The sequence below is a fragment of the Halomonas flagellata genome, assembly GCF_022487945.1.
In the GTDB taxonomy this organism is placed as follows: domain Bacteria; phylum Pseudomonadota; class Gammaproteobacteria; order Pseudomonadales; family Halomonadaceae; genus Halomonas; species Halomonas flagellata.
In genome coordinates this window covers 14324-39751 of sequence record NZ_JAKVPY010000015.1, presented here as the reverse complement: position 1 = coordinate 39751, position 25428 = coordinate 14324, and the positions used below count along the sequence as shown (strand labels likewise).

Annotated in this window: 21 protein-coding genes and 5 tRNA genes; 14 read left to right on the top strand and 12 right to left on the bottom strand. The window is 66.7% G+C overall.

Annotation, left to right across the window (positions count from 1 at the left end):
* Positions 1-16: 16 nt before the first annotated feature.
* From MKP05_RS13200 to MKP05_RS13160, 9 genes are all read right to left on the bottom strand, one after another.
* Positions 17-1300, bottom strand: coding sequence for a YeaH/YhbH family protein (locus MKP05_RS13200; RefSeq protein ID WP_240568682.1), 1284 nt, complete (start codon positions 1298-1300; stop codon positions 17-19).
* 30 nt (positions 1301-1330) lie between these two features.
* The gene (locus MKP05_RS13195) at positions 1331-3253 is read right to left on the bottom strand and encodes a PrkA family serine protein kinase (RefSeq protein ID WP_110283257.1); all 1923 of its coding nucleotides are present in this window, start codon (positions 3251-3253) and stop codon (positions 1331-1333) included.
* 277 nt (positions 3254-3530) lie between these two features.
* Positions 3531-5540 (bottom strand): FAD-dependent oxidoreductase, encoded by a 2010-nt coding sequence (locus MKP05_RS13190; protein WP_240568681.1) that lies wholly within the window; start codon positions 5538-5540, stop codon positions 3531-3533.
* Between the two features lie 231 nt (positions 5541-5771).
* Positions 5772-5848 (bottom strand) — tRNA-Asp (locus MKP05_RS13185).
* Between the two features lie 3 nt (positions 5849-5851).
* A tRNA-Val gene (locus MKP05_RS13180) sits at positions 5852-5928 on the bottom strand.
* A 39-nt stretch (positions 5929-5967) separates the two neighbouring features.
* Positions 5968-6044 (bottom strand) — tRNA-Asp (locus MKP05_RS13175).
* Between the two features lie 28 nt (positions 6045-6072).
* Positions 6073-6149, bottom strand: a tRNA-Asp gene (locus tag MKP05_RS13170).
* Between the two features lie 43 nt (positions 6150-6192).
* Positions 6193-6268: transfer RNA gene (locus tag MKP05_RS13165), tRNA-Val, on the bottom strand.
* Positions 6269-6403: 135 nt separating this feature from the next.
* The gene (locus MKP05_RS13160; RefSeq protein WP_240568680.1) at positions 6404-7096 is read right to left on the bottom strand and encodes an alpha/beta family hydrolase; all 693 of its coding nucleotides are present in this window, start codon (positions 7094-7096) and stop codon (positions 6404-6406) included.
* 194 nt (positions 7097-7290) lie between these two features.
* On the opposite strand from MKP05_RS13160, the gene ccoN reads away from it, so the two are divergent.
* From ccoN to fnr, 11 genes are all read left to right on the top strand, one after another.
* Positions 7291-8715, top strand: a complete 1425-nt coding sequence (ccoN, locus tag MKP05_RS13155) for a cytochrome-c oxidase, cbb3-type subunit I (RefSeq protein WP_240568678.1) — start codon at positions 7291-7293, stop codon at positions 8713-8715.
* A 23-nt stretch (positions 8716-8738) separates the two neighbouring features.
* A complete protein-coding gene (gene ccoO, locus MKP05_RS13150; RefSeq protein WP_240568677.1) occupies positions 8739-9347 on the top strand; it encodes a cytochrome-c oxidase, cbb3-type subunit II in 609 nt (202 codons plus the stop codon).
* Between the two features lies 1 nt (position 9348).
* Positions 9349-9576 carry a cbb3-type cytochrome oxidase subunit 3 gene (locus MKP05_RS13145; RefSeq protein ID WP_240568676.1) on the top strand — a complete coding sequence of 76 codons (228 nt, stop codon included), beginning with the start codon at positions 9349-9351 and terminating at the stop codon, positions 9574-9576.
* Complete coding sequence (gene ccoP, locus MKP05_RS13140) at positions 9573-10502, top strand: cytochrome-c oxidase, cbb3-type subunit III (RefSeq protein ID WP_240568675.1); 930 nt, start codon at positions 9573-9575, stop codon at positions 10500-10502. The genes MKP05_RS13145 and ccoP overlap by 4 nt, the downstream gene beginning before the upstream one ends.
* Positions 10503-10628: 126 nt before the next feature.
* Entirely contained in the window at positions 10629-12068 is a 1440-nt protein-coding gene (gene ccoG, locus MKP05_RS13135; RefSeq protein WP_240568674.1) for a cytochrome c oxidase accessory protein CcoG, read from the top strand.
* The gene (locus MKP05_RS13130; RefSeq protein WP_439108992.1) at positions 12065-12586 is read left to right on the top strand and encodes a FixH family protein; all 522 of its coding nucleotides are present in this window, start codon (positions 12065-12067) and stop codon (positions 12584-12586) included. The genes ccoG and MKP05_RS13130 overlap by 4 nt, the downstream gene beginning before the upstream one ends.
* Positions 12587-12623: 37 nt before the next feature.
* A complete protein-coding gene (locus MKP05_RS13125) occupies positions 12624-15092 on the top strand; it encodes a heavy metal translocating P-type ATPase (RefSeq protein ID WP_240568672.1) in 2469 nt (822 codons plus the stop codon).
* A complete protein-coding gene (gene ccoS, locus MKP05_RS13120; protein WP_110283247.1) occupies positions 15089-15322 on the top strand; it encodes a cbb3-type cytochrome oxidase assembly protein CcoS in 234 nt (77 codons plus the stop codon). The genes MKP05_RS13125 and ccoS overlap by 4 nt, the downstream gene beginning before the upstream one ends.
* The gene (locus MKP05_RS13115) at positions 15322-16020 is read left to right on the top strand and encodes a sulfite exporter TauE/SafE family protein (protein WP_240568671.1); all 699 of its coding nucleotides are present in this window, start codon (positions 15322-15324) and stop codon (positions 16018-16020) included. The genes ccoS and MKP05_RS13115 overlap by 1 nt, the downstream gene beginning before the upstream one ends.
* 95 nt (positions 16021-16115) lie before the next feature.
* A complete protein-coding gene (hemN, locus tag MKP05_RS13110) occupies positions 16116-17531 on the top strand; it encodes an oxygen-independent coproporphyrinogen III oxidase (protein WP_240568670.1) in 1416 nt (471 codons plus the stop codon).
* A gap of 101 nt (positions 17532-17632) precedes the next feature.
* A complete protein-coding gene (gene fnr / locus MKP05_RS13105) occupies positions 17633-18376 on the top strand; it encodes a fumarate/nitrate reduction transcriptional regulator Fnr (protein ID WP_240568669.1) in 744 nt (247 codons plus the stop codon).
* 216 nt (positions 18377-18592) lie between these two features.
* On the opposite strand, the gene ttcA is transcribed toward fnr, so the two are convergent.
* The 3 genes from ttcA to MKP05_RS13090 form a co-directional block, all read right to left on the bottom strand.
* Positions 18593-19495, bottom strand: coding sequence for a tRNA 2-thiocytidine(32) synthetase TtcA (ttcA, locus tag MKP05_RS13100; protein WP_240568754.1), 903 nt, complete (start codon positions 19493-19495; stop codon positions 18593-18595).
* A gap of 131 nt (positions 19496-19626) precedes the next feature.
* The gene (locus tag MKP05_RS13095) at positions 19627-20253 is read right to left on the bottom strand and encodes a 3'-5' exonuclease (protein WP_110283243.1); all 627 of its coding nucleotides are present in this window, start codon (positions 20251-20253) and stop codon (positions 19627-19629) included.
* 48 nt (positions 20254-20301) lie between these two features.
* Positions 20302-22125: a DUF294 nucleotidyltransferase-like domain-containing protein gene (locus MKP05_RS13090; RefSeq protein WP_240568668.1), complete on the bottom strand. Its 1824-nt coding sequence runs from the start codon at positions 22123-22125 to the stop codon at positions 20302-20304.
* 526 nt (positions 22126-22651) lie between these two features.
* Between MKP05_RS13090 and MKP05_RS13085 the strand changes: the two genes are divergently transcribed.
* The 3 genes from MKP05_RS13085 to MKP05_RS13075 all read left to right on the top strand — a co-directional run bounded on the left by MKP05_RS13085 (position 22652) and on the right by MKP05_RS13075 (position 25326).
* Positions 22652-22912 carry a DUF4212 domain-containing protein gene (locus tag MKP05_RS13085; protein ID WP_110283241.1) on the top strand — a complete coding sequence of 87 codons (261 nt, stop codon included), beginning with the start codon at positions 22652-22654 and terminating at the stop codon, positions 22910-22912.
* A 6-nt stretch (positions 22913-22918) separates the two neighbouring features.
* A complete protein-coding gene (locus MKP05_RS13080; RefSeq protein WP_110283240.1) occupies positions 22919-24715 on the top strand; it encodes a sodium:solute symporter family protein in 1797 nt (598 codons plus the stop codon).
* A 95-nt stretch (positions 24716-24810) separates the two neighbouring features.
* Positions 24811-25326: a hypothetical protein gene (locus MKP05_RS13075; protein WP_240568667.1), complete on the top strand. Its 516-nt coding sequence runs from the start codon at positions 24811-24813 to the stop codon at positions 25324-25326.
* The last annotated feature ends 102 nt before the right edge of the window (positions 25327-25428 follow it).

The window sequence follows — 25428 nt, the reverse complement described above, 5'->3', positions numbered from 1 at the left end:
TGCCTCCTTGGCCGTCTCACTGCACGACACGGCGCCGAAACAGCTCGCGGAACACGGGGTAGATGTCGCCGGCCTCGACGATCTGTCGCATGGCGAAACGCTCGGGGAATTCGGCAGCCACGCTCTCGTACTCTTCCCACAGCGCCTGGTGGGCGTGGGGCGTGATCTCCACATAGGTAAAGTACTGCAGCCGCGGCATCAGGGTCTTCAGCAGCAGGTCACTGCAGGTGACCGAGTCGTCGTCCCAGTTGTCGCCATCCGAGGCCTGGGCCACATAGAGGTTCCACTGCCCCGGCGGGTAGCGCTTGGTGATGATCTCGTCGACCAGGGCCAGGGCACTGGAGACGATGGTGCCGCCGGTCTCGCGGGAGTAGAAGAACTCCTCCTCGTCCACCTCCTTGGCGGCGGTATGGTGGCGCACGAACACCAGTTCGACCTTCTCGTAGTTGCGCTCGAGGAACAGGTAGAGCAGCAGGAAGAAGCGCTTGGCGATGTCCTTGTGGGCCTGGGTCATCGAGCCCGAGACGTCCATCACGCAGAACATCACCGCCTTGCTCGAGGGCTGCGGCTGATTGATCAGGTTGTTGTAGCGCAGGTCATAGGTATCGATGAAGGGCACCGCTTCCAGGCGCTTCTCGAGGCGCTCGATCTCGGTCTTGAGCTCATTGATCCGTGCCGGGTTGCGCAGTACCGGATCCTTGGTCTCCTCCTCTTCCAGCGCCTCCCGGGCCTCGCGCAGGGCACGACGGATGGGCGCGCGCATGGCGATGCGCCGGGCATGCGCCTCGCGCATGGAGCGCACGATATTGATCCGTGCCGGCACCCCCTCCTTGGAGACCCCGGCACGCACCGGCCGCACCTCGTCGATATCCACCAGCGACTTGCGCTCCAGATGCGGCAACTCGAGGCCGTCGAAGACGAAGTCGAGAAACTCCTCGCGGGAGAGGGTGAAGGCGAACTCGTCCATGCCTTCGCCCTGGTTCGAAGCGCCCCCCTCGCCGGCGCCGCCACCCCCGCCGCCGCCACTGGGGCGCCGCAGCCGGTCACCCTCGACGAACTCCTTGTTCCCGGGCGCGACGATGGTGCGCTTGCCCCCCGGTCCGTGCTGGAACACCGGCTCGGAGATATCCCGGCTGGGAATCGACACCTTCTCGCCACGCTCCATGTCGGTGATCGAGCGGCGGTTCACCGCCTCCTCGACCGACCGCTTGATATGGGTGCGATAGCGATCGAGGAAGCGCTGGCGGTTGACCGCACTCTTGTTCTTGGCATTGGCACGGCGATCGATGAAATAGGTCATGTGACCTCCCGGCCTGTGGCCGTCACCCCGTCATTGCGACTTGCGCACCCGCAGGTACCACTCGGAGAGCAGGCGGACCTGCTTCTCGGTGTAACCGCGGTCGACCATGCGCGCCACGAAATCCTCGTGCTTCTTCTGATCCGCCGTCGATGCCTTGGCGTTGAAGGAGATCACCGGCAGCAGCTCCTCGGTGTTGGCGAACATCTTCTGCTCGATCACCCCCTTGAGCTTCTCGTAGGACTGCCAGCTGGGGTTCATGCCGTTGTTCTGGGCCCGCGCCCGCAGCACGAAGTTGACCACCTCGTGACGGAAGTCCTTGGGGTTGGAGATGCCGGCCGGCTTCTCGATCTTCTCCAGCTCCTCGTTGAGGGACTGGCGGTTGAGGAACTCGCCGGTCTCGGGATCGCGGTACTCCTGATCCTGGATCCAGAAGTCGGCATAGGTGACGTAGCGATCGAAGATGTTCTGGCCGTACTCGGAGTAGGACTCCAGGTAGGCGGTCTGGATCTCCTTGCCGATGAAGTCGACGTAGCGCGGCGCCAGGAACTCCTTGATGAAGCGCAGGTAGCGCTCGAAGGTCTCCTTGGGCAACTGCTCCTGCTCCAGGCGCTGCTCGAGCACATAGAGCAGGTGCACCGGGTTCGCGGCGATCTCGTGGTTGTCGAAGTTGAACACCTTGGACAGGATCTTGAAGGCGAAACGCGTCGACAGCCCGTCCATGCCCTCGTCGACCCCGGCGGCGTCGCGGTACTCCTGGATCGATTTGGCCTTGGGGTCGGTATCCTTGAGGTTCTCGCCGTCGTAGACCCGCATCTTCGAGTAGATGCTGGAGTTCTCCGGCTCCTTGAGCCGCGACAGCACCGAGAACTGCGCCAGCATGCGCAGGGTGTCCGGTGCACATGGCGCCTCGGCCAGCGAGGAGTGCTCGAGGAGCTTCTTGTAGATGTTGATCTCCTCGGTGACCCGCAGGCAGTAGGGCACCTTGACGATATAGACCCGGTCGAGGAAGGCCTCGTTGTTGCGGTTGTTACGGAAGGCCTGCCACTCGCTCTCGTTGGAGTGGGCCAGCACGATGCCCTCGAAGGGGATCGCCCCCATGCCCTCGGTGGGGTTGTAGTTGCCCTCCTGGGTGGCGGTGAGCAGCGGATGCAGCACCTTGATCGGCGCCTTGAACATCTCGATGAACTCCATCAGGCCCTGGTTGGCCTTGCACAGCCCACCGGAGAAGCTGTAGGCGTCCGGGTCGTCCTGGGAGTGCAGCTCGAGCTGGCGGATGTCCACCTTGCCCACCAGCGAGGAGATGTCCTGGTTGTTCTCGTCACCCGGCTCGGTCTTGGAAATGGCGATCTGGTTGAGCCGCGAGGGATAGAGGCGCGCCACCCGGAACCGGGAGATGTCACCACCGTACTCCTTGAGCCGCTTGGCCGCCCAGGGCGACATCACGCTCTTGAGATAGCGCGGCGGGATGCCGTACTCCTTCTCGAGGAGCTCACCGTCCTCCTCCGGCGAGAAGAGCCCCAACGGCGACTCGAAGACCGGCGAGCCCTTGATGGCATAGAAGGGCACCCTCTCCATCAGCAGCTTGAGGCGCTCGGCCAGCGACGACTTGCCCCCGCCCACCGGGCCCAGCAGGTAGAGGATCTGCTTGCGCTCCTCCAGCCCCTGGGCGGCGTGGCGGAAGTAGGCCACGATCTGCTCGATGGCCTCTTCCATGCCGTAGAACTCGGAAAACGCCGGATAGCGGCGGATCACCTTGTTGGAGAAGATTCTCGAGAGCCGCGAATCCTTGGCGGTGTCGATGACCTCGGGCTCGCCGATGGCTTCCAGCATGCGTTCCGCCGCGGTGGCATAGGCCACGGGCTCCTGGCGACAGAGTTCCAGGTACTCCTGCAGGGTCATCTCTTCCTGCTGGACACGCTCGAAGCGATTCTGCACATGATCGAAGATACTCATCGATGCCTCCTGTATGCCCGGTTCCCCGGCCGTCAGAGGTGAAGAGGCGACGCGGGGTGGGTACCCATCAGCGTAGACAGCATCAGCGGATAACGGTTTGCCGATCAAATCAACGCTCGGAGCCCTCTCCCCTATGAACCCGCGAGAGGGGGCCGGTTCGCGAAAGAATTGTGCAGTTTTAACGCTGGGTCCACCCTGCCCGCCGCAGCCGTCGGCGGGCAGCGCTCGGGCAGAGCGTCTCAGGCCCGGGGTCGGGGCGCAAGCCGCCCGGCGACGATCACAGCCGGGCCGCCAGCCGAGTCCCCTGATCGATGGCGCGCTTGGCATCCAGCTCGGCGGCCTCATCGGCACCCCCGATGACATGTACCTCCACCCCGGCGGCCAGGAGGGGGGCAAACAGCTCGCGCACGGATTCCTGGCCGGCACAGACCACGATGCTGTCCACCTCGAGACAACGTGGCTCGCCATCGATGCGGATATGCAGCCCCTCGTCGTCGATACCGACGTACTCGCAGCCGGCCAGGGCCTCGACGCCCCGGTGACGGAGCGACGCCCGATGCACCCAGCCGGTGGACTTGCCGAGACCCTCGCCGGGCTTGGAGGCCTTGCGCTGCAGCAGGGTGACCTGGCGCGGCGTCTCGGGACGATTCGGCGCCTTGAGACCGCCACGGCTGCCCACGGTCAGGTCCACGCCCCACTCGTCGCACCAGGTGTCGCGATCCAGCGCGGGATGGCCGACATGGGTCAGCAACTCCGCCACGTCGAAACCGATGCCCCCGGCGCCGATGATCGCCACCCGGCGGCCGACCCGCTCGGGGTGAGTGATTGCCACGGGGTAGCTCATCACCTTGGGGTGGTCGATGCCCGGCAGCTCGAGGCGCCGAGGACGCACGCCGGTGGCCAGCACCACGGCATCGAAGTCGCGCAGGGCGTGGAGGTCCGCCTTGCTGTTGAGACGCACCCGTACGCCGTGCTTGTCCAGCATCACGCGGTAGTAGCGCAGGGTCTCGTCGAACTCCTCCTTGCCGGGGATACGACGGGCATGATTGAACTGGCCGCCCAGCTCGGCGTCGCGCTCGAACAGCGTGACCCGGTGGCCACGACTCGCCGCGGTGACCGCGGTGGCCAGGCCCGCCGGGCCGCCGCCGACCACGGCGATCTCCCTCGGCGCCTCGGCTGGCACGATGACCAGTTCGGTCTCGTGGCAGGCTCGCGGGTTGACCAGGCAGGAGGAGATCCGGCCCTGGAAGGTGTGATCCAGGCACGCCTGATTGCAGGCGATGCAGGTATTGATCTCCTCGGCGCGCCCGGCGGCGGCCTTGGTCAACCAGGCCGGGTCGGCGAGGAAGGGCCGCGCCATGGAGACCATGTCGGCATGGCCCTCGGCCAGCACCCGCTCGGCCACCTCCGGCATGTTGATGCGGTTGGTGGTGATCAGCGGAATCGAGAGCTCCGTTTTCAGGCGCCGGGTTACCTCGGTGAAGGCGGCCCGGGGCACACTGGTGACGATGGTCGGTACCCGCGCCTCGTGCCAGCCGATGCCGGTATTGATCAGGTCGGCGCCGGCGGCCTCGACGGCGCGGCCCAGGGCGACGATCTCATCAAAGGTGCTGCCCTCCTCCACCAGGTCGATCATCGACAGGCGAAAGATGATCAGGAAGTCGTCGCCCACTGCCGCACGCAGGCGACGCACGATCTCGACGGGAAAGCGGATGCGGTTCTCGAAGCTGCCGCCCCAGTCGTCGTCGCGATGGTTGGTACGCGGGCAGACGAACTGGTTGATCAGATAGCCCTCCGAGCCCATGACCTCGACGCCGTCGTAACCGGCCTCGCGGGCCAGGGCGGCGCAGCGCACATAGTCGTCGATCTGGGTCTCGACCTCGTCGGCGGAGAGCTCACGGGGCGTGAAAGGATTGATCGGCGCCTGGATCGCCGAGGGGGCCACCAGTTCCGGGGTATAGGCGTAGCGACCGGCATGCAGGATCTGCAGGCAGAGCCGTCCGCCTTCGCGGTGCACGGCCTCCACCACCTGGCGATGCTCCGCCACTTGCTCGGGGCGCTGCAGGGTCGCCGCCCCCCGGAAGACGGCGCCCTCGGGATTGGGCGCGATGCCCCCGGTGACGATCAGGCCGACGCCTTCCCGGGCGCGCTCGGCATAGAAGGCCGCCAGCCGCGCGAAGCCACCGGGCGCCTCCTCGAGGTTGGTGTGCATGGAGCCCATCAGCACCCGATTGGGTAGCGTCAGGTGGCCCACCTCGAGGGGGCGAAAGAGATGCGGATAGCGCACGCCGAGTTCCTCCTGCTGGTCACGTCACGGCCAATATTCAAACAACTGTATGATGGATAGCCGCAAAGCGCAAAGCGCAAAGCGCTCACCGGCGTGGCAAAGGGGCAGATGGCGTAAGGCAAGATAGGCGAGGCGGCGGGCGGGCAGCAAGACGGGCGGAACCGGGGCATGGGTAACAGGCAGGCACGCAAGAACCCCGAGCCGTGGGACTCGGGGTTCGGGAATTCGTGATGGCGGACCGGACGGGACTCGAACCCGCGACCTCCGGCGTGACAGGCCGGCATTCTAACCGACTGAACTACCGGTCCGCATGGTGGGTGATACCGGACTCGAACCAGTGACCCCCAGCATGTGAGGCTGGTGCTCTAACCAACTGAGCTAATCACCCACGAACATCGAACTGCTTGCTGCGACTGCCTGGCCATCGTGGCGGACCGGACGGGACTCGAACCCGCGACCTCCGGCGTGACAGGCCGGCATTCTAACCGACTGAACTACCGGTCCACAAGATGACGTGCAGCCAGGAAGACGATGGCGGACCGGACGGGACTCGAACCCGCGACCTCCGGCGTGACAGGCCGGCATTCTAACCGACTGAACTACCGGTCCGCTGCGTGCTTCCTACTTACGTGACACTCCATCGCCGAGGCCATGGTGGGTGGTACAGGGTTCGAACCTGTGACCCCCAGCTTGTAAGGCTGGTGCTCTCCCGGCTGAGCTAACCACCCCGGTCACGTGGCGCTGCATTCTACAGGGGCACCGCCCGATGTCAACGCTTTTCGTATCGCCACGGCGCCCTGCCGCCCACCTCATAACCACCACCGTATCATCGACTTGCCCGTGTTGCCCGCGGCATGGAGGCGTCATGAGTGGGCGGCCATGAAGGCGGCGATCACCCCGGCCGCCTCGGCAATCAGCTGTCCCTGGTCCCGTCCCGATGCCCGCCTGGGCCGCCAGTCGTGATCGCCATCCTCGAGCCAGTGCACCCGCACCACCTCGGGCAGGGCATGACCGGCCAGCTCCTCCCGGGTTCCGAAGGGATCGCGACTGCCCTGCACCACCAGGGTCGGACAGGCCAGCAGTGGCCAGTGAGCCAGACGCCAGCTCCCCGGCCGACGGGGCGGGTGGAAGGGATAGCCGCAGAGCACCAGCCCGACCGCCTGGTCGCGCGCGGCGAACAGGCTGGCGGCCCGCCCGCCCATGGACTTGCCACCGAGCCACAGGGGGGCGAGCTCCGGATGCGACACGGTGTCGCACCAGCGGGCCAGCTCGTCGACCAGGTGGTCGATCCGGGGAGGGGGACGACGCCGCGCTTCGCGACGCATCTGCTGCATGTAACCGAACTCGATGGCCAGGGTCTGGACACCCACCTCGGCCAGCGCCTCGCGCAGCTTCACCATCAGGGACGAGTCCTGCCCGGCCCCCGCCCCGTGGGCGATCAGCAGGCGTCCGTGACGGGCCTGTCCACGGACCTCGAGGGGTCCGAGCCCCTCGACCAGCCAGCTGCCCCGCCCCCCCGACAGCAGGTGGTCGCGGAGCCGACGCGGGGAGATCACGGCTTCGACTTGACAGAAATATTCCGACACTCGGCGGCCTCTCGAGTTCATGAATTAGCACTTCGGCGTGTTCAGGTTGATGCGGGCCTGCGCTAGAATCCCGGCTGGATATTGACCTGCATCATCCTGCGGGAGGCCGACCCGGGGCAGAATGCCGCGGGGCAACCCAATACCGCATTCGATGGGAACCTGACATGAGCACAGCACTTGAACACCCGACCTACAACTACAAGGTAGTTCGGCAGTTCGCGATCATGACGGTGGTGTGGGGCATCGTGGGCATGACCCTCGGTGTCATCCTCGCCGCACAGCTAGTATGGCCGCAACTCAACCTGGGGCTGCCGTGGACGAGCTTCGGCCGCCTGCGCCCCCTCCACACCAACGCCGTGATCTTCGCCTTCGGCGGCTCGGCGCTGTTCGCCACCTCCTACTACGTGGTGCAGCGCACCTGCCAGACGCGATTGTTCTCGGACAAGCTGGCGGCCTTCACCTTCTGGGGTTGGCAGGCGGTGATCCTGGCGGCCGTGGTGACCCTGCCCATGGGCTACACCGAGGTCAAGGAGTACGCCGAGCTGGAGTGGCCGATCGACATCCTGATCGCGGTGGTGTGGATCAGCTATGCCATCGTCTTCCTCGGCACCATCAAGCTGCGCAGAACCTCCCACATCTACGTGGCCAACTGGTTCTTCGCCGCCTTCATCCTCACCGTGGCGGTGCTGCACATCGTCAACAGCGCGGCCATTCCCGTCTCCGCGATGTACTCCATCTCCCTCTACTCCGGGGCCATCGACGCCATGGTGCAGTGGTGGTACGGCCACAACGCGGTGGGCTTCTTCCTGACCGCCGGCTTCCTGGGGATGATGTACTACTTCGTGCCCAAGCAGGCCGAGCGTCCCGTCTACTCCTACCGCCTGTCCATCGTCCACTTCTGGGCGCTGATCATGGTCTACATGTGGGCCGGCCCGCACCACCTGCACTACACCGCCCTGCCCAACTGGGCCCAGTCCCTGGGCATGATCATGTCGATCATCCTGCTGGCCCCCTCCTGGGGCGGCATGATCAACGGCATGATGACCCTCTCCGGGGCCTGGCACAAACTGCGCACCGATCCGACCCTGCGCTTCCTGGTGGTCGCCCTCTCCTTCTACGGCATGTCCACCTTCGAGGGCCCGATGATGGCGGTCAAGACCGTCAACGCCCTCTCCCACTACACCGACTGGACCATCGGCCATGTCCACGCCGGGGCACTCGGCTGGGTGGCGATGATCACCATCGGCTCCCTGTACCACCTGATCCCGCGCCTGTTCGGCCGCACCGAGATGTACTCGGTGGGCATGATCGCCGTGCACTTCTGGCTGGCGACCATCGGCACCGTGCTCTACATCGCCGCCATGTGGGTCAACGGCATCCTGCAGGGCCTGATGTGGCGCGCCATCAACCCCGACGGCACCCTGATGTACACCTTCGTCGAGGCCGTCGAGGCCAGCGGCCCTGGCTACATCGTACGCCTGATCGGCGGCCTGTGCTGGGTACTCGGCATGCTGATCATGGCCTACAACGTCACCATGACCGTCAAGCGCAGTGATACCGTGCGCCAGCCGATTCCGCAGACTGCCTGAGACAACCGGGGAAACCGACACCAATGAGACACGAGATCGTCGAAAAGAACGTCGGCCTGCTCGCCGTACTGGTCCTGGTGGTGATCAGTTTCGGTGGCCTGGCCGAGGTCGTGCCGCTGTTCTTCCAGAAGCAGACGACCGAACCCGTCGAGGGGCTGCGCCCGCTCTCCGCCCTGGAACTGGAGGGGCGTGACATCTATCGCCGCGAGGGCTGCGTCGGCTGCCACTCGCAGATGATCCGCCCCTTCCGCGCCGAGACCGAGCGCTACGGCCACTACAGCGTGGCCGGCGAGTCGGTCTACGAGCACAACTTCCTGTGGGGCTCCAAGCGCACCGGGCCGGACCTGGCACGCGTCGGCGGCCGCTACAGCGACGACTGGCACCGCGCCCATATGTACAATCCGCGTGACGTCGTGCCGGAATCGATCATGCCGGCCTACCCCTGGCTGTTCGAGAACACCCTCGACGGGCGCGCCACGCCGCGCAAGATGGAGACCCTGCGCAGCCTCGGCGTTCCCTACACCGACGAGCAGATCGAGAACGCCACCAGCGAAGTGCGTGGCCAGCAGGAGATCACCGCCCTGGTCGCCTACCTGCAACAGTTGGGCACCGTGCTCGAGGGCACGCGCTGACATGGATACCGGGACCTTTCGCGGCATCATCACCGGGCTGCTGATCCTGGCCTTCATCGGCATCACCGCCTGGGCCTACTCCAGGCGCCGCAAGCCGGACTTCGACGAGGCGGCCAACCTGCCCTTCGCCGACGATGATGAGCAACCGACCCGTGACAAGCGCCTCTCGCCGGAAGAGCGGACGAACGAGGCCGATTCCCGAGAAGACAAGGGAGACAGGAACGCATGAACAATCTTTGGGATGACTCCCTTTCAGGCTTCTGGAGCGCCTGGATCATCGTCATCACGCTGGGCTCCATCGGGCTGGCCTTCTGGCTGCTCTACGCCAACCGCCGCACCGACAAGGCCCCCGACGCCGAGGGCAACATCGAGACCACCGGCCACGCCGCCGACGGCATCGAGGAGTACGACAACCCGCTGCCGCGCTGGTGGTTCCAGCTCTATGTCGGCACCGTGATCTTCGCGCTGGGCTACCTGCTGCTCTACCCGGGGCTGGGCAACTTCGCCGGCGTCCTGGGCTGGACCCAGGAAGGCCAGTGGGAAGAGGAGGTGGCGCGTGCCGAGGAGCGCTTCACGCCGATCTTCGCCCAGTACGAGGAGGTGCCGATTCCCGAACTGGCCGAAGACGCCGAGGCGATGCAGGTGGCCGAGCGCATCTTCCTGAACAACTGCGCGGTGTGTCACGGCTCCAATGCCCGGGGTGGCTACGGCTTCCCCAACCTGACCGACGACGACTGGCTCTACGGCGGGGAACCGGAGCAGATCGTGACGACCCTGACCAATGGCCGCAACGGCCTGATGCCGTCCTGGCAGCAACTGGGCGAGAACAACATCGAGAACCTCACCCAGCATGTGCTGTCACTCTCGGGACTGGAGCACGATGCCGAGCGCGCCGAGCAGGGCGCCGCGCTCTTCACCTCGGTCTGTGCCGCCTGCCACACGCCCGACGGCACCGGCAACCAGGCCCTGGGGGCGCCCAACCTGACCAACGACACCTGGCTCTACCGGGCCCCGGGGCAGAGCGTCGCCGATGCGGTGCGCCAGACCCTGCGCAACGGCCGCAACGGCCACATGCCGGCCCAGGCGGCCTATATCGGCGAGGAGCGGGTCCACCTGGTCGCCGCCTATGTCTACAGCCTGCGCCTCCAGGACTGAGGCGGCCCGCACTGGACGGACAGGGTGCGGCCTCGGGTCGCACCCTGTCTCGTTGGGTCGAGGGGCCGATACAATGAACCGCGCTCGTTCCTGCCCTCCTCCCGTCGAGCCCTCCGTGAGCCTGCCATGAGCGACAAGATACCGACGACAGACGTCACCCCGACCCCGGTCGGCCATCATGCGCCCGGGGAAACCGTCACCCAGGAGATGTACGCCAGCCGGCGCCACATCTACGTGCGCGAGATCAAGGGGCTCTTCCAGCGCCTCCGCCGCGGTGCCAACTGGGGGCTGATGCTGCTCTTCTTCGGCCTGCCCTGGCTGCAGTGGGGAGATCGCCCGGCGGTCTGGTTCGACCTGCCGGGGCGCGAATTCCATATCTTCGCCGCCACCTTCTACCCCCAGGAGTTCATGCTGCTCTCCTGGCTGCTGATCATCTGCGCCTTCGGCCTGTTCCTCATCACCGTCTTCGCCGGCCGCGTCTGGTGCGGTTACACCTGTCCCCAGAGCGTCTGGACCTTCCTGTACATCTGGTTCGAGCATCGCCTGGAGGGGCCGCGCAACCGGCGCATCAAGCTCGACAGGGCAGCGATGACCCTCGACAAGGCCTGGCGCAAGGGGACCAAGCACGCCGTCTGGCTGGCCATCGCCCTGGCCACCGGCGTCACCTTCGTCGGCTACTTCACGCCGATCCGCGACCTGGTGGTAGAACTGCCGACGCTGCAGGCCCATGGCTGGTCCTACTTCTGGGTCGGCTTCTTCCTGGTCTTCACCTATCTCAACGCCGGCTGGCTGCGCGAACAGGTGTGCATCTACATGTGCCCCTACGCCCGCTTCCAGTCGGTGATGTTCGACGCCGACACCCTGATCGTCTCCTACGACGAGGCCCGCGGCGAACCCCGCGGCCCCCGCAAACGGAGCCTCGGCCACCAGGAGGCGCGCGAGGCGGGGTACGGCGACTGCATCGACTGCGACCTCTGCGTGCAGGTCTGCCCCACCGGCATCGACATCCGTGAGGGCCTGCAGTACGAGTGCATCACCTGTGCGGCCTGCATCGATGCCTGCGACAGCGTGATGGACAAGATGGGCTACCCGCGGGGCCTGATCCGCTACACCACCGAGAACGCCCTGGAGGGCAGGCCGAGTCGCATCCTGCGCCCGCGCCTGCTCGGCTACCTGGCGGCGCTGCTGGTGATGGTCGGCGCCTTCGCCTGGGCACTGTCCGAGCGCATGCCGCTGGGCTTCGAGGTCGAGCGCGAGCGCAACCAGCTGTTCCAGATGACCCGCGAGGGGCGCGTCAGCAATGCCTACACGCTGACCATCCGCAACCTCGACCGCGAGGACCGAGTCTATCGCCTGGAGGTCAGCGGCCTGCCCGGCCTCGAACTGGATACCGACAGTATCCGGGTGCCCGCCGGCACATCACGCCAGGCCGTGGCGAGCATCACCGCCGCCCCGGACGTCATCGAGCTGCCGAGCCACGATATCCAGCTGCACCTCGCAGCCGAGGGCGACGACCGCATCCGCCTGACGCGCGACACACGCTTCATCGGACAGATCCGGAGATAACCGTGCAAGCCCATCCCGTGCCCCCCTGGTACAAGCAGTTCTGGCCCTGGTTCCTGATCGGCCTGCTGCTGTCGGCGATCACCGTCAGCACCACCTTCGCGGTACTGTCGGTGCGCTCCTTCGACGGCATGGTGCAGGAGGACTACTACGAGCACGGCCGCGCCATCAACATGGTGCTGGCCAAGCAGCAGCGCGCCGCCGACCTGGGCCTCGAGGCCCGACTGCGCATCGACCCCCTCACCAGCGACGTGGTGCTCGACCTGGGGGGCGACACCCGCCCCGAGCGGCTGGTGCTCAAGTTGATCTTCCCCACCGCGGCCGATCGCGACCAGGAGTTGGTGCTCGAGCATGTCCGCGAGGGTCGCTACCTGGCCCAGGCGCCGGACAACCTGCGCTATCGCTGGTACCTGCAGCTGCAGCCCGCCGGCGAGGGCCCGGAATGGCGGCTGGTCGGCGAGGCACGCTTCCCCGACGAGGGGAGCATCGCCCTGACCCCGGGTCGCCCGGCGGCCGAATGACCGCTTTCCGCCTCGTCGTCGTGCCCCCGACCCGCCCATGACCGTAGAAGCCACCGCCGCTACCGGCCACGACTGCTACCACTGCGGCAACCAGGTGCCCGAGGGAGCCCCCTGGTCGATCACCCTCGACGACCGGGCGCGGCCCCTCTGCTGCCCCGGCTGCGAGGCGGTGGCCCATGCCATCGTCGACGGCGGTCTCGCGAGCTACTACCGCTTCCGCACCGAGCTGCCCGAGCGCCCCGACGACCGCCAGGCGGTCAGGGCCGAGACCTGGGCGGTGTTCGACGACGCCGGCCTCCAGCGACAGTTCGTCCACCCCGAGGCCGATGGCGGAGGCGTCCATGCCACCCTCGCGGTGGACGGCATCACCTGTGCCGCCTGTGCCTGGCTGATCGAGCACCGGCTCAACGCCCTGGAGGGCATCGACTCCAGCGCCGTCAACCTGACCCACCACCGGGTGCGGGTGAGCTGGGACCCGCAGCGGGTCAAGCTGTCGCGGATCCTCGCCGAGATGGCGGCGATCGGCTACCAGGCCCAGCCCTACGAGCCCGACGAGGCCCAGAGCCGCCTGCAGCGGGAGGAGCGCATGAACGTGCGCCGACTGATCGTCGCCGCCGTGGGCATGGCCCAGGTAATGATGTTCTCCATCCCCATCTATGTGTCCGCGCCCGGTGAGATCAGCGACGACTTCCTCGCCCTCTTCCACTGGCTCTCCTTCGCCCTGGCCACCCCGGTGGTGTTCTTCTCGGCCCTGCCCTTCTTCCGCAATGCCGTGCGCGACCTGCGCACCCGGGTACTGGGCATGGACGTGCCGGTGTCGCTCGCCATCGGCGGCGCCTACCTCGCCAGCGGCTATGCGGTGCTCTCCGGCACCGGCGAGGTCTACTTCGACTCGGTAACCATGTTCACCTGCTTCCTGCTCTTCGGTCGCTACGTGGAGGCCCGCGCCCGGCGCCGCAGCGGTCACAGCGGCAATGCCATGACCGGCGTCCTGCCGCTCTCGGCGATCCGCCTCACCGACGAGGGCGAGGAGCGCATCCTGCCGGCCAGCGAACTCGCCCCCGGCGACCGGGTACTGGTCAAGCCCGGCCACGGCGTGCCCGCCGACGGGGTGATCGAGGATGGCGAGTCGAGCCTCGACGAATCGATGCTCACCGGCGAGTACCTGCCGGTGGCGCGCCGCCCGGGGGAGACCGTCACCGGCGGCAGCCAGAACGTCGAGAGCCCGCTGGTGGTGCGCGTCACCCACGCCGGGCGCGAGGCCCGGGTCGCCGGCATCGTCGACCTCACCGACCGCGCCTTCGCCAGCCGTCCGCGACTGGCCCGGATGGCTGCCCGCATGTCGCACCTCTTCGTGCTGCGTCTGCTGCTGGTGACCGCCTGTGTCTCCACTGCCTGGTGGTTCATCGACCCCTCGCGGATGCTCTGGGTCACCCTCTCGGTGCTGGTGGTGACCTGCCCCTGCGCCCTGGCGCTCGCCACCCCCACGGCGCTGACCGCCGGCCACGGCCAGCTGCGCCGCCGCGGCGTGCTGGTGACCCGCGCCAACGCCATCGAGGCGCTCTCCCGGCTCGACAGGGTGATCCTCGACAAGACCGGCACCCTGACCACAGGGCGCATGGCACTGGTGGAGACCCGCCCGCTCGGCGACCTCGACGAGGCACGCGCCCGGGTGCTGGCCGCGGCCCTCGAGGCGAGCTCGGAGCACCCCATCGCCCGCGCCTTCCATCCACACCGCGACGCCACGGTGCGCGCCCGGAACCCGGTCAGCCGCACCGGCCAGGGCCTGGAGGGCGAGATCGAGGGACGCCCCTGGCGCCTGGGCAAACCCGATTTCGCCGCGCCGGCACAGCCGCCGAGCCCGCCGGGCGAGGGGCAGTGGCTGCTGCTCGCCGAGGCGGGCGAGCCACGCGCCTGGTTCATGCTGCAGGATCATGTGCGCGAGGATGCGGCCGACACCATCACCGCCCTCCAGGCGCTGGGGCTGCAGGTGGAGTTGCTCTCCGGCGATACTCCCGAGGCGGTGGGCCGGCTCGCCGCGCGGCTCGGCATCGTCACCTGGCAGGCCTCGGCCAGCCCGGAGGACAAGCTCGCGCGCATCCGCTCCCTGCAGGCCGGGGGCGAGAAGGTGGCCATGGTCGGCGATGGCATCAACGACGTGCCGGTGCTGGCCGGGGCCGACGTGGCCATCGCCATGAACGGCGCCACCGACCTGGCCCGCACCAGTGCCGACGCCGTCTTGCTCAGCCCACGGCTGGCGCGTATCGTCGAAGCCATCGAGATCAGTCGGGCCACCCGCCGGGTCATGCGCCAGAACATGATCTGGTCGGTGTGCTACAACGTCTCGGCACTGCCGCTGGCGGCCATCGGCATCGTGCCGCCCTGGGTCGCCGCGTTGGGCATGTCGGCCAGTTCGCTGGTGGTGGTGGGCAATGCCCTGCGACTCAACCGCTTCCGCTCGGCCGCCGCGCCCTTCGTTCCGACCCCACGGCTGGTGAACGCATGAGCATCCTCTACCTGCTGATTCCGCTGTCGCTGATCCTGCTCGGCCTCGCCGTCTGGGCCTTCTTCTGGGCCGTGAAGCATGACCAGTTCGAGGATCTCGAGGGCCCCGCCCATCGCATCCTCTTCGACGAGGACGAGAACGACCTCCCCCCCGAGGAGCGCCAGCGCCGGCGACAGTCGCGTGGCGAGGTCGACGACGCCCCCGCTGACCGGGAGGAACCGCCGCGCTGATGGATCCCACCGGCCTGGGTCTACCGCCCCTGCTGGCGGCCTTCGTCTTCGGCCTGCTCGGCGGCGCCCACTGCATCGGCATGTGCGGCGGCATCATGAGTGTGCTGACCTTCGCCGTGCCCCCCAGCCTGCGCTCCCCGACACGGCTCTCCGGATTGCTGCTCGGCTACAACCTGGGGCGCATCACCAGCTACATGACCGCCGGTGCGCTGGTGGCCGGGCTCGGCACCCTGGTCGCCATCACCCCCACGGCCCGCCTGGTGCTGCAGGGGCTGGCCGCGGTGATGCTGATCCTGATGGCGCTCTATATCGCCGACTGGTGGAAGGGGCTGCTCAGGGTGGAGGCCGTCGGCAAGCGGCTGTGGCGCCACCTGGAGCCGCTGGGCCGGCGGCTGATGCCTGTGGTGAAGGTTCCCCAGGCGGTGGCGCTGGGGGCAGTCTGGGGCTGGTTGCCGTGCGGGCTGGTCTACTCCATGCTCGCCTGGAGCCTGGCCACCGCCGCCCCGCACCAGGGCGCCCTGCTGATGGGCGCCTTCGGCCTGGGTACCCTGCCGGCCCTGCTGGTCACCGGCCTGGCGACACGCCAGCTCGGCAGCCTGATCCGCCACCGCGCCACCCGCACCCTGGCCGCGGCGTCGATCATCGCCTTCGCCCTGTGGCAGCTCTGGATGCTGCTGCCCGCCGGCGGCCACGCCTGACCCCCCGACGATCTCGTTCCCGCTTGACGCAGCTCAACACGGCCGGGGGTCGCCCTCGCTACCATCGAGGCATGTCCATCATCCGGAGTGCCGTCATGTCCGCTCACGCGACGCGCGAAGGCCCAGGGGGTTCCGCCCAGTTCGCCTGGGACCCGGTACTGCTGCGCCGCTACGACGCCTGCGGCCCGCGCCCCACCTCACATCCCACGGCCCTCGGCTTCCGGGAGGACTTCGGGCCCGACGACTTCACCGCGGCCCTCGCCCGCAGCAACGACGCGGGCCGTGCCTTGTCGCTCTATGTCCATGTGCCCTTCTGCCGCCAGGCCTGCTTCTACTGTGCCTGCAACAAGATCGCCACCGGGGACACGCGGCTGGCCGAGCCGTACCTGTCGCGCCTCGACCGGGAGATGGTGCTCACCTCCCGCCATCTCGACGCCGCCCGGGAGGTCCAGCAGCTGCACTGGGGCGGCGGCACCCCGACCTTCCTCACCCTCGACCAGATGAGCGACCTGATCGATCGCCTCGATGCCCGTTTCGGGCTCTCGGGCTCGAGGGAGCGTGACTACGCCATCGAGATCGACCCCCGGGAGGCCAATGTCCTCACCCTGCGCCATCTGCAGGCACTCGGCTTCAACCGCCTGAGCCTCGGCGTCCAGGACCTGGACCTCAGGGTGCAGCAGGCGATCAACCGGGTCCAGCCCCGGGTACTCACCGAGTCGCTGATCGACGAAGCCGACCGCCTCGGCTTCCGCTCGCTCAACCTCGACCTGATCTATGGCCTGCCGCTGCAGACCCGCGACAGTTTCGCCGAGACCCTGGCGCAGGTGATCGCCATGGCCCCGGCCCGGCTGTCGGTGTTCCACTATGCTCACCTGCCCGAACGCTTCACGCCCCAGCGCCGCATCCACGCCGAGGACCTGCCCGGGCCCGAGGAGACGCTGGCGATGCTGCATACCACCCTCGAGATGCTGACCGCGGCGGGCTATGTGCACATCGGCATGGACCACTTCGCCCGCCCCGACGACAGCCTGGCAAAGGCCCAGCGCCAGGGTAGCCTCACGCACGACGTCCGGGGCTACTCCAGCCACGCCCGGTGCGACCTGGTGGGGCTCGGCGTCTCGGCGATCAGCCGGGTCGATGACGCCTACGCCCGGAACCCCGTGGGGCTCGCCGCCTATGAGGCGGCGCTGGATGCCGGCCGCCTGGCCACCGACCGCGGACGGCGCCTGACATTCGACGACTGCCTGCGGCGGCACGCCAGCGAGCGCCTGATATGCGACCTGTCCCTCGATCTCGAGGCGCTGGGCCAGGCCTTCGGGGTCGATGCCGAGGCCCGGCTGGCCGATGTCCTGGCCCGGCTGGAAGGAGCCGAGCGCGATGGCCTGGTGGAGCGTGCCGGCCCCCGGCTCGTCGTCACGCCGATCGGCCGGCTGCTGCTCCGGCACCTCGCCATGGCCTTCGACCCCCAGCTCCCGGACCAGCCGGCCTCGCCCCGCTCACGCCTCCGGTGAGGGACTACCTCCGATGGCCGGAGGCTACCTCCAAAGGGATGCTATGCCGGCCCGGACGAATCCCCCATAATGGTGGCAGAGTCACCATCATGGAGGAGAGCATGCCTGATACCGCGACCGGCAGGCGGCGTTCCCTGCTGCACGAGACCCGCTGCCAGACCTGCAGCCTCAGCTCGCTCTGCCTGCCGCTGGCACTCGAGCTCCAGGACATGGACCAGTTCGACGCCATCATCCGGCGCCGCGCTCCCCTGAAGAAGGGCGAGGCGCTGTTCCGCCAGGACAGCGCCTTCACCAGCATCTACGCCGTGCGCTCGGGCAGCCTCAAGCAGGTCACCACCGAGGGCTGCGGCGAGGACCAGTTGACCAACTTCTACCTGCCCAGCGAGCTGGTGGGCCTCGATGGCATCGACGAGGCGCGCTATCCCGGCACGGTGGTGGCGCTCGAGACCACCACCGTCTGCGAGATTCCCTTCGACCGCCTCGACGCCCTCTCCGAGGAGCTGCCGGAGCTGCGCACCCAGCTCTACCGCAGCATGAGCAAGGAGATGCGCGACGACCGCCGCATGATGCGGCTGCTGTCCCGCAAGACCGCCGACCAGCGCCTGGCGACCTTCTTCGCCGGCCTCTCCGACCGCTTCCGCCGCCGCGGCTACTCGCCCTACAGCTTCCGCCTCTCCATGTCCCGGGCCGATATCGGCAACTACCTGGGGCTGGCGGTGGAGACGGTGAGTCGCATCCTCGGCCGCTTCCAGACGCAGGGGCTGGTGGCCGTCTCCGGCCGCGAGGTCAACATCCTCGACCTGGCGGCCCTGGCACAGGTCGCCGAGGAGGAAGGCGCGCGCTGAGGCGCTGCGCGCCAGCTGGAAGCTGGAAGCTGGAAGCTGGAAGCTGGAAGCTGGAAGCTGGAAGCTGGAAGCTGGAAGCTGGAAGCTGGAAGCTGGAAGCTGGAAGCTGGAAGCTGGAAGCTGGAAGCTGGAAGCTGGAAATCAGCATGTTGCCACCAGCCCTGGCGTCAAGGTTTTTTCTTTAAGCTTCCAGGCGCGAAGCGCCGCTCTTCCAGCTTATGACTCTTGGCGGATATCGATGCGGTCGGCCTGCCGCCGGGCCTGCTTCTCCTCCAGGCCGGCGAAGTCGAAAAGCTTGCGGTCGGCCAACTGCGAGGGCGCCACGTTGGTCACCGCCTTGAACATGCTCTCGAGCCGGCCGGGGTGCCTGGCCTCCCATTCGGCGAGCATCTCCTTGACCACCTGGCGCTGCAGGTTGGGCTGGGAACCGCAGAGATTGCAGGGGATGATCGGGAAGTCCATCAGCCGCGCGAACTCGGCGATGTCCGCCTCCCGGCAATAGGCCAGCGGACGGATGACGATGTTCCGGCCGTCGTCGGAGAGCAGCTTGGGCGGCATCGCCTTGAGGCTGCCGCCGAAGAAGAGGTTGAGGAACAGCGTCTCGAGGATGTCCTCGCGATGGTGGCCCAGGGCGATCTTGGTGGCACCGATCTCCTCGGCGAAGCCGTAGAGCGAGCCGCGACGCAGCCGCGAACAGAGCGCACAGGTGGTCTTGCCCTCGGGGGTCTTCTCCTTGACCACCGAGTAGGTGTCGCGCTCGAGGATGTGGTACTCCACCCCGATGCCATCCAGGTACTCGGGCAACACCTGCTCGGGGAAACCGGGCTGCTTCTGGTCGAGGTTGACCGCCACCAGCGAGAAGCGCACCGGAGCATTGCGCTGCAGGCTGCGCAGGATCTCGAGCATGGTGTAGCTGTCCTTGCCGCCGCTCAGGCAGACCATCACCCGGTCGCCCTCGCCGATCATCTCGTAGTCGATGATGGCATTGCCCACCTGGCGTCGCAGGCGCTTCTGCAGCTTGTTGAACTCGCGCTTGCCCCTGGCATCGAGGGTGGTGGCGTCGCCTGCTGTGGCGGGAGCATCGGCAGGGTTGGGGTCGAAGATCACGGCGTCTTGCATGGTCGGGGCGCTGCCAGAGCGGCTGGAAATCACGGGTGCCTATCCTACCACCACCGCCGCCGCCTGGCGACGGTACGGCGTCGACGGCCCGGAGGATGCCCATGCCGTGGCTGCCCCTCGAGACGAGGGGCTCACGAGCTCCGCTTCGCCAGCATGGCGCCTCGCTCCAGGCGCAGATACATCAGCGCCGTGGTCACGGCATCGCCCAGGGCGGTGTGGCGTCCCATCACCGGCACTCCCAGGGCGCCGGCCACCTGCTCGAAGCGCAGGCCCGGCTCGACCTCGGGATGGCTGCGGCGTAGCTGACGGACATAGGCATGCGCCACGTCGATGCCGGCATTGGGCAGGTCGAAGCCGAAGCGCGGCCGCAACTCCCGGTTGATGATCGACAGATCGAAATCCAGGCACCAGCCCACCAGCGGCCGGTTGCCGATGAAGTCAAGGAAGCGGCCCAGTGCCGCCCCGATGCTTTCGCCACCCTCCAGGTCGATGCCACGCAGGCCGTGGATGCGTATCGAGTCGCCACTCAGCGACGCGGGCCGCTGCAGGCGCAGGTCCAGTGATTCGCTGGCCAGCACCCGATCGCCGCGAATCTTCACCGCCGCCAGCGACACCAGTTCGGCACTGCGGGTATCGAGCCCGGTGGTCTCGCTATCGATGGCGACCAGCTCGTCGCCGGTGTAGGGCTGGAACAACCAGGCATAATAGCCGTCGGCCTGGCGACGCCGGTCGGCGGCCCGGCGCAGTACCTTGAGCATGGAGTGACCTCCTGTTGTTGTTGTCGATCCCTGAAAGAGCGCCGCGCGTCATGAGTATTCCAGATGGAAGCGATGCGACAGGCGCTGCTTGAAATCCTTGACGATGTGCAGCGCCTCGCGGAGCAGGTCGCGCTCCAGCGACGAGAGTTCCTGCACCACCACCCGATCGGGCTTCCCGCCCTTGCTGCCATCGCCGTCCAGGCGCGCCAGCTGCTGCTCGAGGCGCAGTTGGGTGAACAGTGACAGCGCCTCGCCCAGGTCCTCGGCGAAACGAGCCTCCAGGCGACCGTCCTCGGCCAGGGCGTCGAGGCGCTCCAGCGTCGAGGTCAGGCGGATGCCGCGCTCCAGAGCCATGGCACGCACCCCGTGGACGATGGGGAAGATGCCGCCCTTCTTGATGTCGATGCCGTGCTGGGGCTTCTTCAACGAGCCGAACAGGGTCAGCGGCGTGGAGAAGCGCAATGCCGGGCGGGCAAAGTAGGAGAGCAGGATCTCGTCCCGGGAGCAGCGCTCGAACAGCTCCTCGCGGACCTGCTCGAGCAGGGTCGGGTTGCCTGCCACCGCGTGGGAGTCGAGCAGGATGGCGAGCTTCATCAGGCTGTCGCCGTCGCGGCCCGCCGCCCAGCGGGCAATGCGGCCGCGCCACTGGGTCACGCTGCCCACCCACTCCGGGTTGGAAACCATGATATTGCCCGGGCAGGGCGGATAGCCGAGCTCGATCAGGGTGTCGGTGAGTCGCTGCATCTGCTCGGCGCAGTCGGGCCAGTCGAGGTCATCGGCCAGGATCAGGCCATTGTCCTGATCGGTCTTGAGAATCTGTTCCCCGCGCCCCTCGCTGCCCATCACCATCAGGCAGCTGTCGCCGTGGTAGCGCTCGTCGATCAGAAAGCCCCAGGCCTTGTTCATGATGCGGCCGTTCAGCGCCGCCAGCAGCCCCATGGCGAAGCGCAGCTTGACTCCCTGGGCCATCAGCGCCCTCACCAGCTCCGGGGTACGCCGGCTGGCCGCGGCCAGCGCCTCGAGGCTGTCCGCCTGCGCCACCTGCAGGCTGACCACGTAGCTGCGGCTGGAGAAGTAGCTGAGCACGTCGGTCAGCTCGACCACGCCGCAGGGCGCGTCCTGCTCCATGACCACCACCCGCTCCACCTTGTGGCGAGTCATCACCACCAGCACCTCGAACAGGTACTGGTCCGGCGTCACCGTCACCAGCTCGAAGTGGGCCACCGCCTGCACCGGGCTGTCCTGCTCACGCCCCTCCAGCACCAGGGCGTTGAGCAGGTCGGTCTTGGTGACCATGCCCGCCCCCTGCTCGCCGTTGACCAGCAGACTATCGGCGTGACTGTCATGCAGGGTGGCCACCGCCTCGGCGATGGTCGACGCCGGCCCCACGCAGAGCGGCTGGCGCATGCACTCGCTGACCCTGGCCAGCATGAAGCCGGCCATGGTCACCCCCCCCTCGGCGCGCTGCTCGGTCAACAGGCGGGCCTTGTGGGCCAGGGTCTGGCGGAAGAACTCGGCGAAGGCCGGATAGTCGTCGCACAACTGCAGGAACAGGGCCTTCGGCAGCAGATAGCAGAGACTCTCCTGCTCGGCGCGGAAGCGATAGCGGCTCTTGCCGTTGAGGATGCTGATGGCACCGAACAGGTCGCCATGGGTGTAGTGGCCGATGCGCTCGCGCGCACCGGGAAGGGTCGTGTCCAGTTCCGCGACCTCGCCCTTATGGATGATGAAGACGAACTCACCGGGCTGGCCGGCCTCGAGAATGATCTCGTCACGATCGAAATAGGCCAGGTCGATACCACTGCGAACGCGCGCGCGTCCTTCATCATCCAGGAAGGTGAAGGGCGGTTGAGAGAGATCGACATCGACCATGGGGCTGTCCTCGTTAGGCGGCTGTCTCACCCCGCAGGTTCATAGGCCCGTCACGGCCACGGTGACTTCAAGATAGCAAAGTGATGATCCAGGAAAGAACCTAGACAATCGTCCTATCCTTTCCGAATTAGACCAACGTCATAGCGCCCTGCGTGATTAGACCATCGTCCCATACCTGGCCGGCTAGACCATCGTCCTATGCCCCCTCTGGATGACTCGCAACCTACGGCCACAACAGCTAATAAAGTGCTGATATGTAAAGAAAACTACAAACGACATTCCATCGCTATTTATTCATGATACCAAAGTCTGGGATTTATTTTTCCCGTTCATTGCCCAGTATCCACCATGAGTCATGCGGGGCAATCGCACGTCGACAATCCTTGTCACCGACAGGCTGGCAATATCCTCGTACAGGAGGACCGTTCGAGGGGGAGTCGTTGTATACGTGCGATTGCCCCGATGGGGCTTGTGGAATGATCGGCGCACCTTCTCACCCTCTCAATAACAAGTGGAGAGCAACACCATGGCAGATGAGAAATCCAATGCCGCTGCTTACTGGAAGGCGAACATCCGTCTGATTGCCGGCTGCCTGATCGTCTGGGCGCTGGTGTCCTACGGATTCGCCATCCTGCTACGTCCCCTGCTGTCAGCCATTCCCATCGGCGGTACGGACCTGGGCTTCTGGTTCGCCCAGCAGGGTTCGATCCTGACCTTCATCGGCATCATCTTCTTCTACGCGTGGAAGATGAACCGACTCGATAAACAGTTCGGACTCGGGGAGTAAGCCAGCATGAGTCAGTTTGCCATCAACCTGCTGTTCGTAGGGGCCTCCTTCGCCCTCTACATCGGCATCGCGATCTGGGCCCGTGCCGGATCGACCAAGGACTTCTACGTGGCCGGTGGCGGCGTGCACCCGATCACCAACGGCATGGCGACCGCCGCCGACTGGATGTCCGCGGCCTCCTTCATCTCCATGGCGGGCCTGCTGGCCTCCGGGGGCTACGCCAACTCCACCTTCCTGATGGGCTGGACCGGTGGCTACGTCATCCTGGCCATGCTGCTGGCGCCCTACCTGCGCAAGTTCGGCAAGTTCACGGTGCCCGACTTCATCGGTGACCGCTTCTACAGCAACACCGCCCGCCTGGTCGCCGTGATCTGCCTGGTCGTCGCCTCGATCACCTACGTCATCGGCCAGATGACCGGTGCTGGCGTGGCCTTCTCCCGCTTCCTGGAAGTCTCCAATACCTGGGGCATCTGGATCGCGGCCTTCATCGTCTTCCTCTACGCGGTCTTCGGCGGCATGAAGGGCATCACCTACACCCAGGTGGCCCAGTACATCGTGCTGATCATCGCCTACACTATCCCGGCCGTGTTCATCTCGCTGGAGCTGACCGGCAACCCCATTCCCGGCCTGGGCCTGTTCAGCACCCACTCCGAGTCCGGTGTGCCGCTGCTGGCGAAGCTGGATGACGTGATCAATGCGCTGGGCTTCCGCGACTACACGGCCGATGTCGACAACAAGCTCAACATGGTGCTGTTCACCCTGTCGCTGATGGTCGGTACCGCGGGCCTGCCTCACGTCATCATCCGCTTCTTCACCGTGCCGAAGGTGGCCGATGCGCGCTGGTCTGCCGGCTGGGCCCTGGTGTTCATCGCCCTGCTCTACCTGACCGCTCCCGCGGTGGGGTCCATGGCACGCCTGAACCTGATGACCACCGTCTATCCGGATATGGCCGGCCAGGTCGAGAACTACGATGAAGCCGCCACCAACCCCATCCTCTACGAGGAGCGTCCCGAGTGGGTCCGGACCTGGGAAGAGACCGGCCTGATCACCTTCGAGGACAAGAACGGCGACGGCCGCATCCAGGTCTACAACGACGGCAACGAAGCCTTCGCTTCAACCGCCGCAGAACGTGGCTGGGAAGGCAGCGAACTTACCGTCAACAACGACATCCTGGTCCTCGCCAACCCGGAGATCGCCAACCTGCCGAGCTGGGTCATCGGCCTGATCGCCGCCGGTGGTATCGCTGCGGCACTGTCCACGGCCGCCGGCCTGCTGCTGGCCATCTCCTCGGCCATCAGCCATGACCTGATCAAGACCATGATCAACCCGAAGATCACCGAGAAGGGCGAGATGCTGGCGGCGCGGATCTCCATGGCCGGCGCCATCCTGCTGGCGACCTACCTGGGCCTGAATCCCCCGGGCTTCGCGGCACAGACGGTGGCGCTAGCCTTCGGTATCGCCGGTGCCTCGCTGTTCCCGGCGCTGATGATGGGCATCTTCTCCAAGCGGGTGAACAACAAGGGCGCCGTTGCCGGCATGCTGACCGGCCTGGGCACTACCCTGCTCTACATCTTCACCTACCTGGGCTGGTTCTTCATTCCGGAGACCAACATGCTGCCCAACACGCCGGACAACTGGATCCTGGGCATCTCGCCGCTCTCCTTCGGTGCGGTCGGCGCGATCTTCAACTTCGCCGTGGCCTTCGCCGTCTCCAGCGCCACCGAGGAGCCGCCGCAGGAAATCCAGGACCTGGTGGAAAGCGTCCGCTATCCGAAGGGTGCTGGTATCGCGACCGGCCACTAAGCCATAATGGCTGCCCGACCCGGGCTCCGGGTCGGGGACCCAAACCGGATCGGGCTTCCATGGGGAAGCCCGATCTCTTTCAGGAAGGTCGATTTATGTTATGGCATTTGATCGGGGCGATTTTTGCCGGCCTGGGCGCCGCGGGGATCGGCCTGCTGCTGCGTCTCGTCAGCGGCAAGCGGCTGCCACGCTGGATCATCCCCGTCTGTGCCGGCCTCGGCATGCTGGGCTACCAGATACACTACGAGTACTCCTGGTTCAGCCAGAAACAGCTCCAACTGCCCGAGTCGGCTCGGGTCGTCTCCATCGAGAAGGGCGGTGCCTTCTGGCGTCCCTGGACCTACATCTTCCCCATGACCACGGCCTTCAGCGTCGTGGACCGGGACAACCTGGTCCCGACGCAGGTGGAGCACCACCGACTGGTCGAGTTCATTCTCTATCGCTTCGAACGACAGTACGTGGACCAGGTGTCACACCAGGCCTGGCTGATGAACTGCACCACGCAATCCAAGCTGCCCCTCGTGGGTGAGGAGCGCCGGCCACGCTTCGCCGAGCTGAGCAGTATCGACGCCGAAGCCCCCCTGTTCCAGGCGGTATGCACCGAGGAGTGACCTGCCTTCCCTGGCAACTGACGGCCAGCGGTCGACCGAGCGACGCCCGGCTGCCCTCTCGGGCGGCATTGCCCTAGAATGGGCGCACACAGGGGGGAGTGC

What these genes read in the sequence shown, in the direction of transcription:
- MKP05_RS13200 (WP_240568682.1), bottom strand. Translation starts at nt 1,300, where the DNA reads ATGACCTATTTCATCGATCGCCGTGCCAATGCCAAGAACAAGAGTGCG.
- MKP05_RS13195 (WP_110283257.1), bottom strand. Translation starts at nt 3,253, where the DNA reads ATGAGTATCTTCGATCATGTGCAGAATCGCTTCGAGCGTGTCCAGCAG.
- ccoN (WP_240568678.1), top strand. Translation starts at nt 7,291, where the DNA reads ATGAGCACAGCACTTGAACACCCGACCTACAACTACAAGGTAGTTCGG.
- ccoO (WP_240568677.1), top strand. Translation starts at nt 8,739, where the DNA reads ATGAGACACGAGATCGTCGAAAAGAACGTCGGCCTGCTCGCCGTACTG.
- MKP05_RS13145 (WP_240568676.1), top strand. Translation starts at nt 9,349, where the DNA reads ATGGATACCGGGACCTTTCGCGGCATCATCACCGGGCTGCTGATCCTG.
- ccoP (WP_240568675.1), top strand. Translation starts at nt 9,573, where the DNA reads ATGAACAATCTTTGGGATGACTCCCTTTCAGGCTTCTGGAGCGCCTGG.
- ccoG (WP_240568674.1), top strand. Translation starts at nt 10,629, where the DNA reads ATGAGCGACAAGATACCGACGACAGACGTCACCCCGACCCCGGTCGGC.
- MKP05_RS13125 (WP_240568672.1), top strand. Translation starts at nt 12,624, where the DNA reads ATGACCGTAGAAGCCACCGCCGCTACCGGCCACGACTGCTACCACTGC.
- ccoS (WP_110283247.1), top strand. Translation starts at nt 15,089, where the DNA reads ATGAGCATCCTCTACCTGCTGATTCCGCTGTCGCTGATCCTGCTCGGC.
- MKP05_RS13115 (WP_240568671.1), top strand. Translation starts at nt 15,322, where the DNA reads ATGGATCCCACCGGCCTGGGTCTACCGCCCCTGCTGGCGGCCTTCGTC.
- hemN (WP_240568670.1), top strand. Translation starts at nt 16,116, where the DNA reads ATGTCCGCTCACGCGACGCGCGAAGGCCCAGGGGGTTCCGCCCAGTTC.
- fnr (WP_240568669.1), top strand. Translation starts at nt 17,633, where the DNA reads ATGCCTGATACCGCGACCGGCAGGCGGCGTTCCCTGCTGCACGAGACC.
- ttcA (WP_240568754.1), bottom strand. Translation starts at nt 19,495, where the DNA reads ATGCAAGACGCCGTGATCTTCGACCCCAACCCTGCCGATGCTCCCGCC.
- MKP05_RS13095 (WP_110283243.1), bottom strand. Translation starts at nt 20,253, where the DNA reads ATGCTCAAGGTACTGCGCCGGGCCGCCGACCGGCGTCGCCAGGCCGAC.
- MKP05_RS13090 (WP_240568668.1), bottom strand. Translation starts at nt 22,125, where the DNA reads ATGGTCGATGTCGATCTCTCTCAACCGCCCTTCACCTTCCTGGATGAT.
- MKP05_RS13085 (WP_110283241.1), top strand. Translation starts at nt 22,652, where the DNA reads ATGGCAGATGAGAAATCCAATGCCGCTGCTTACTGGAAGGCGAACATC.
- MKP05_RS13080 (WP_110283240.1), top strand. Translation starts at nt 22,919, where the DNA reads ATGAGTCAGTTTGCCATCAACCTGCTGTTCGTAGGGGCCTCCTTCGCC.
- MKP05_RS13075 (WP_240568667.1), top strand. Translation starts at nt 24,811, where the DNA reads ATGTTATGGCATTTGATCGGGGCGATTTTTGCCGGCCTGGGCGCCGCG.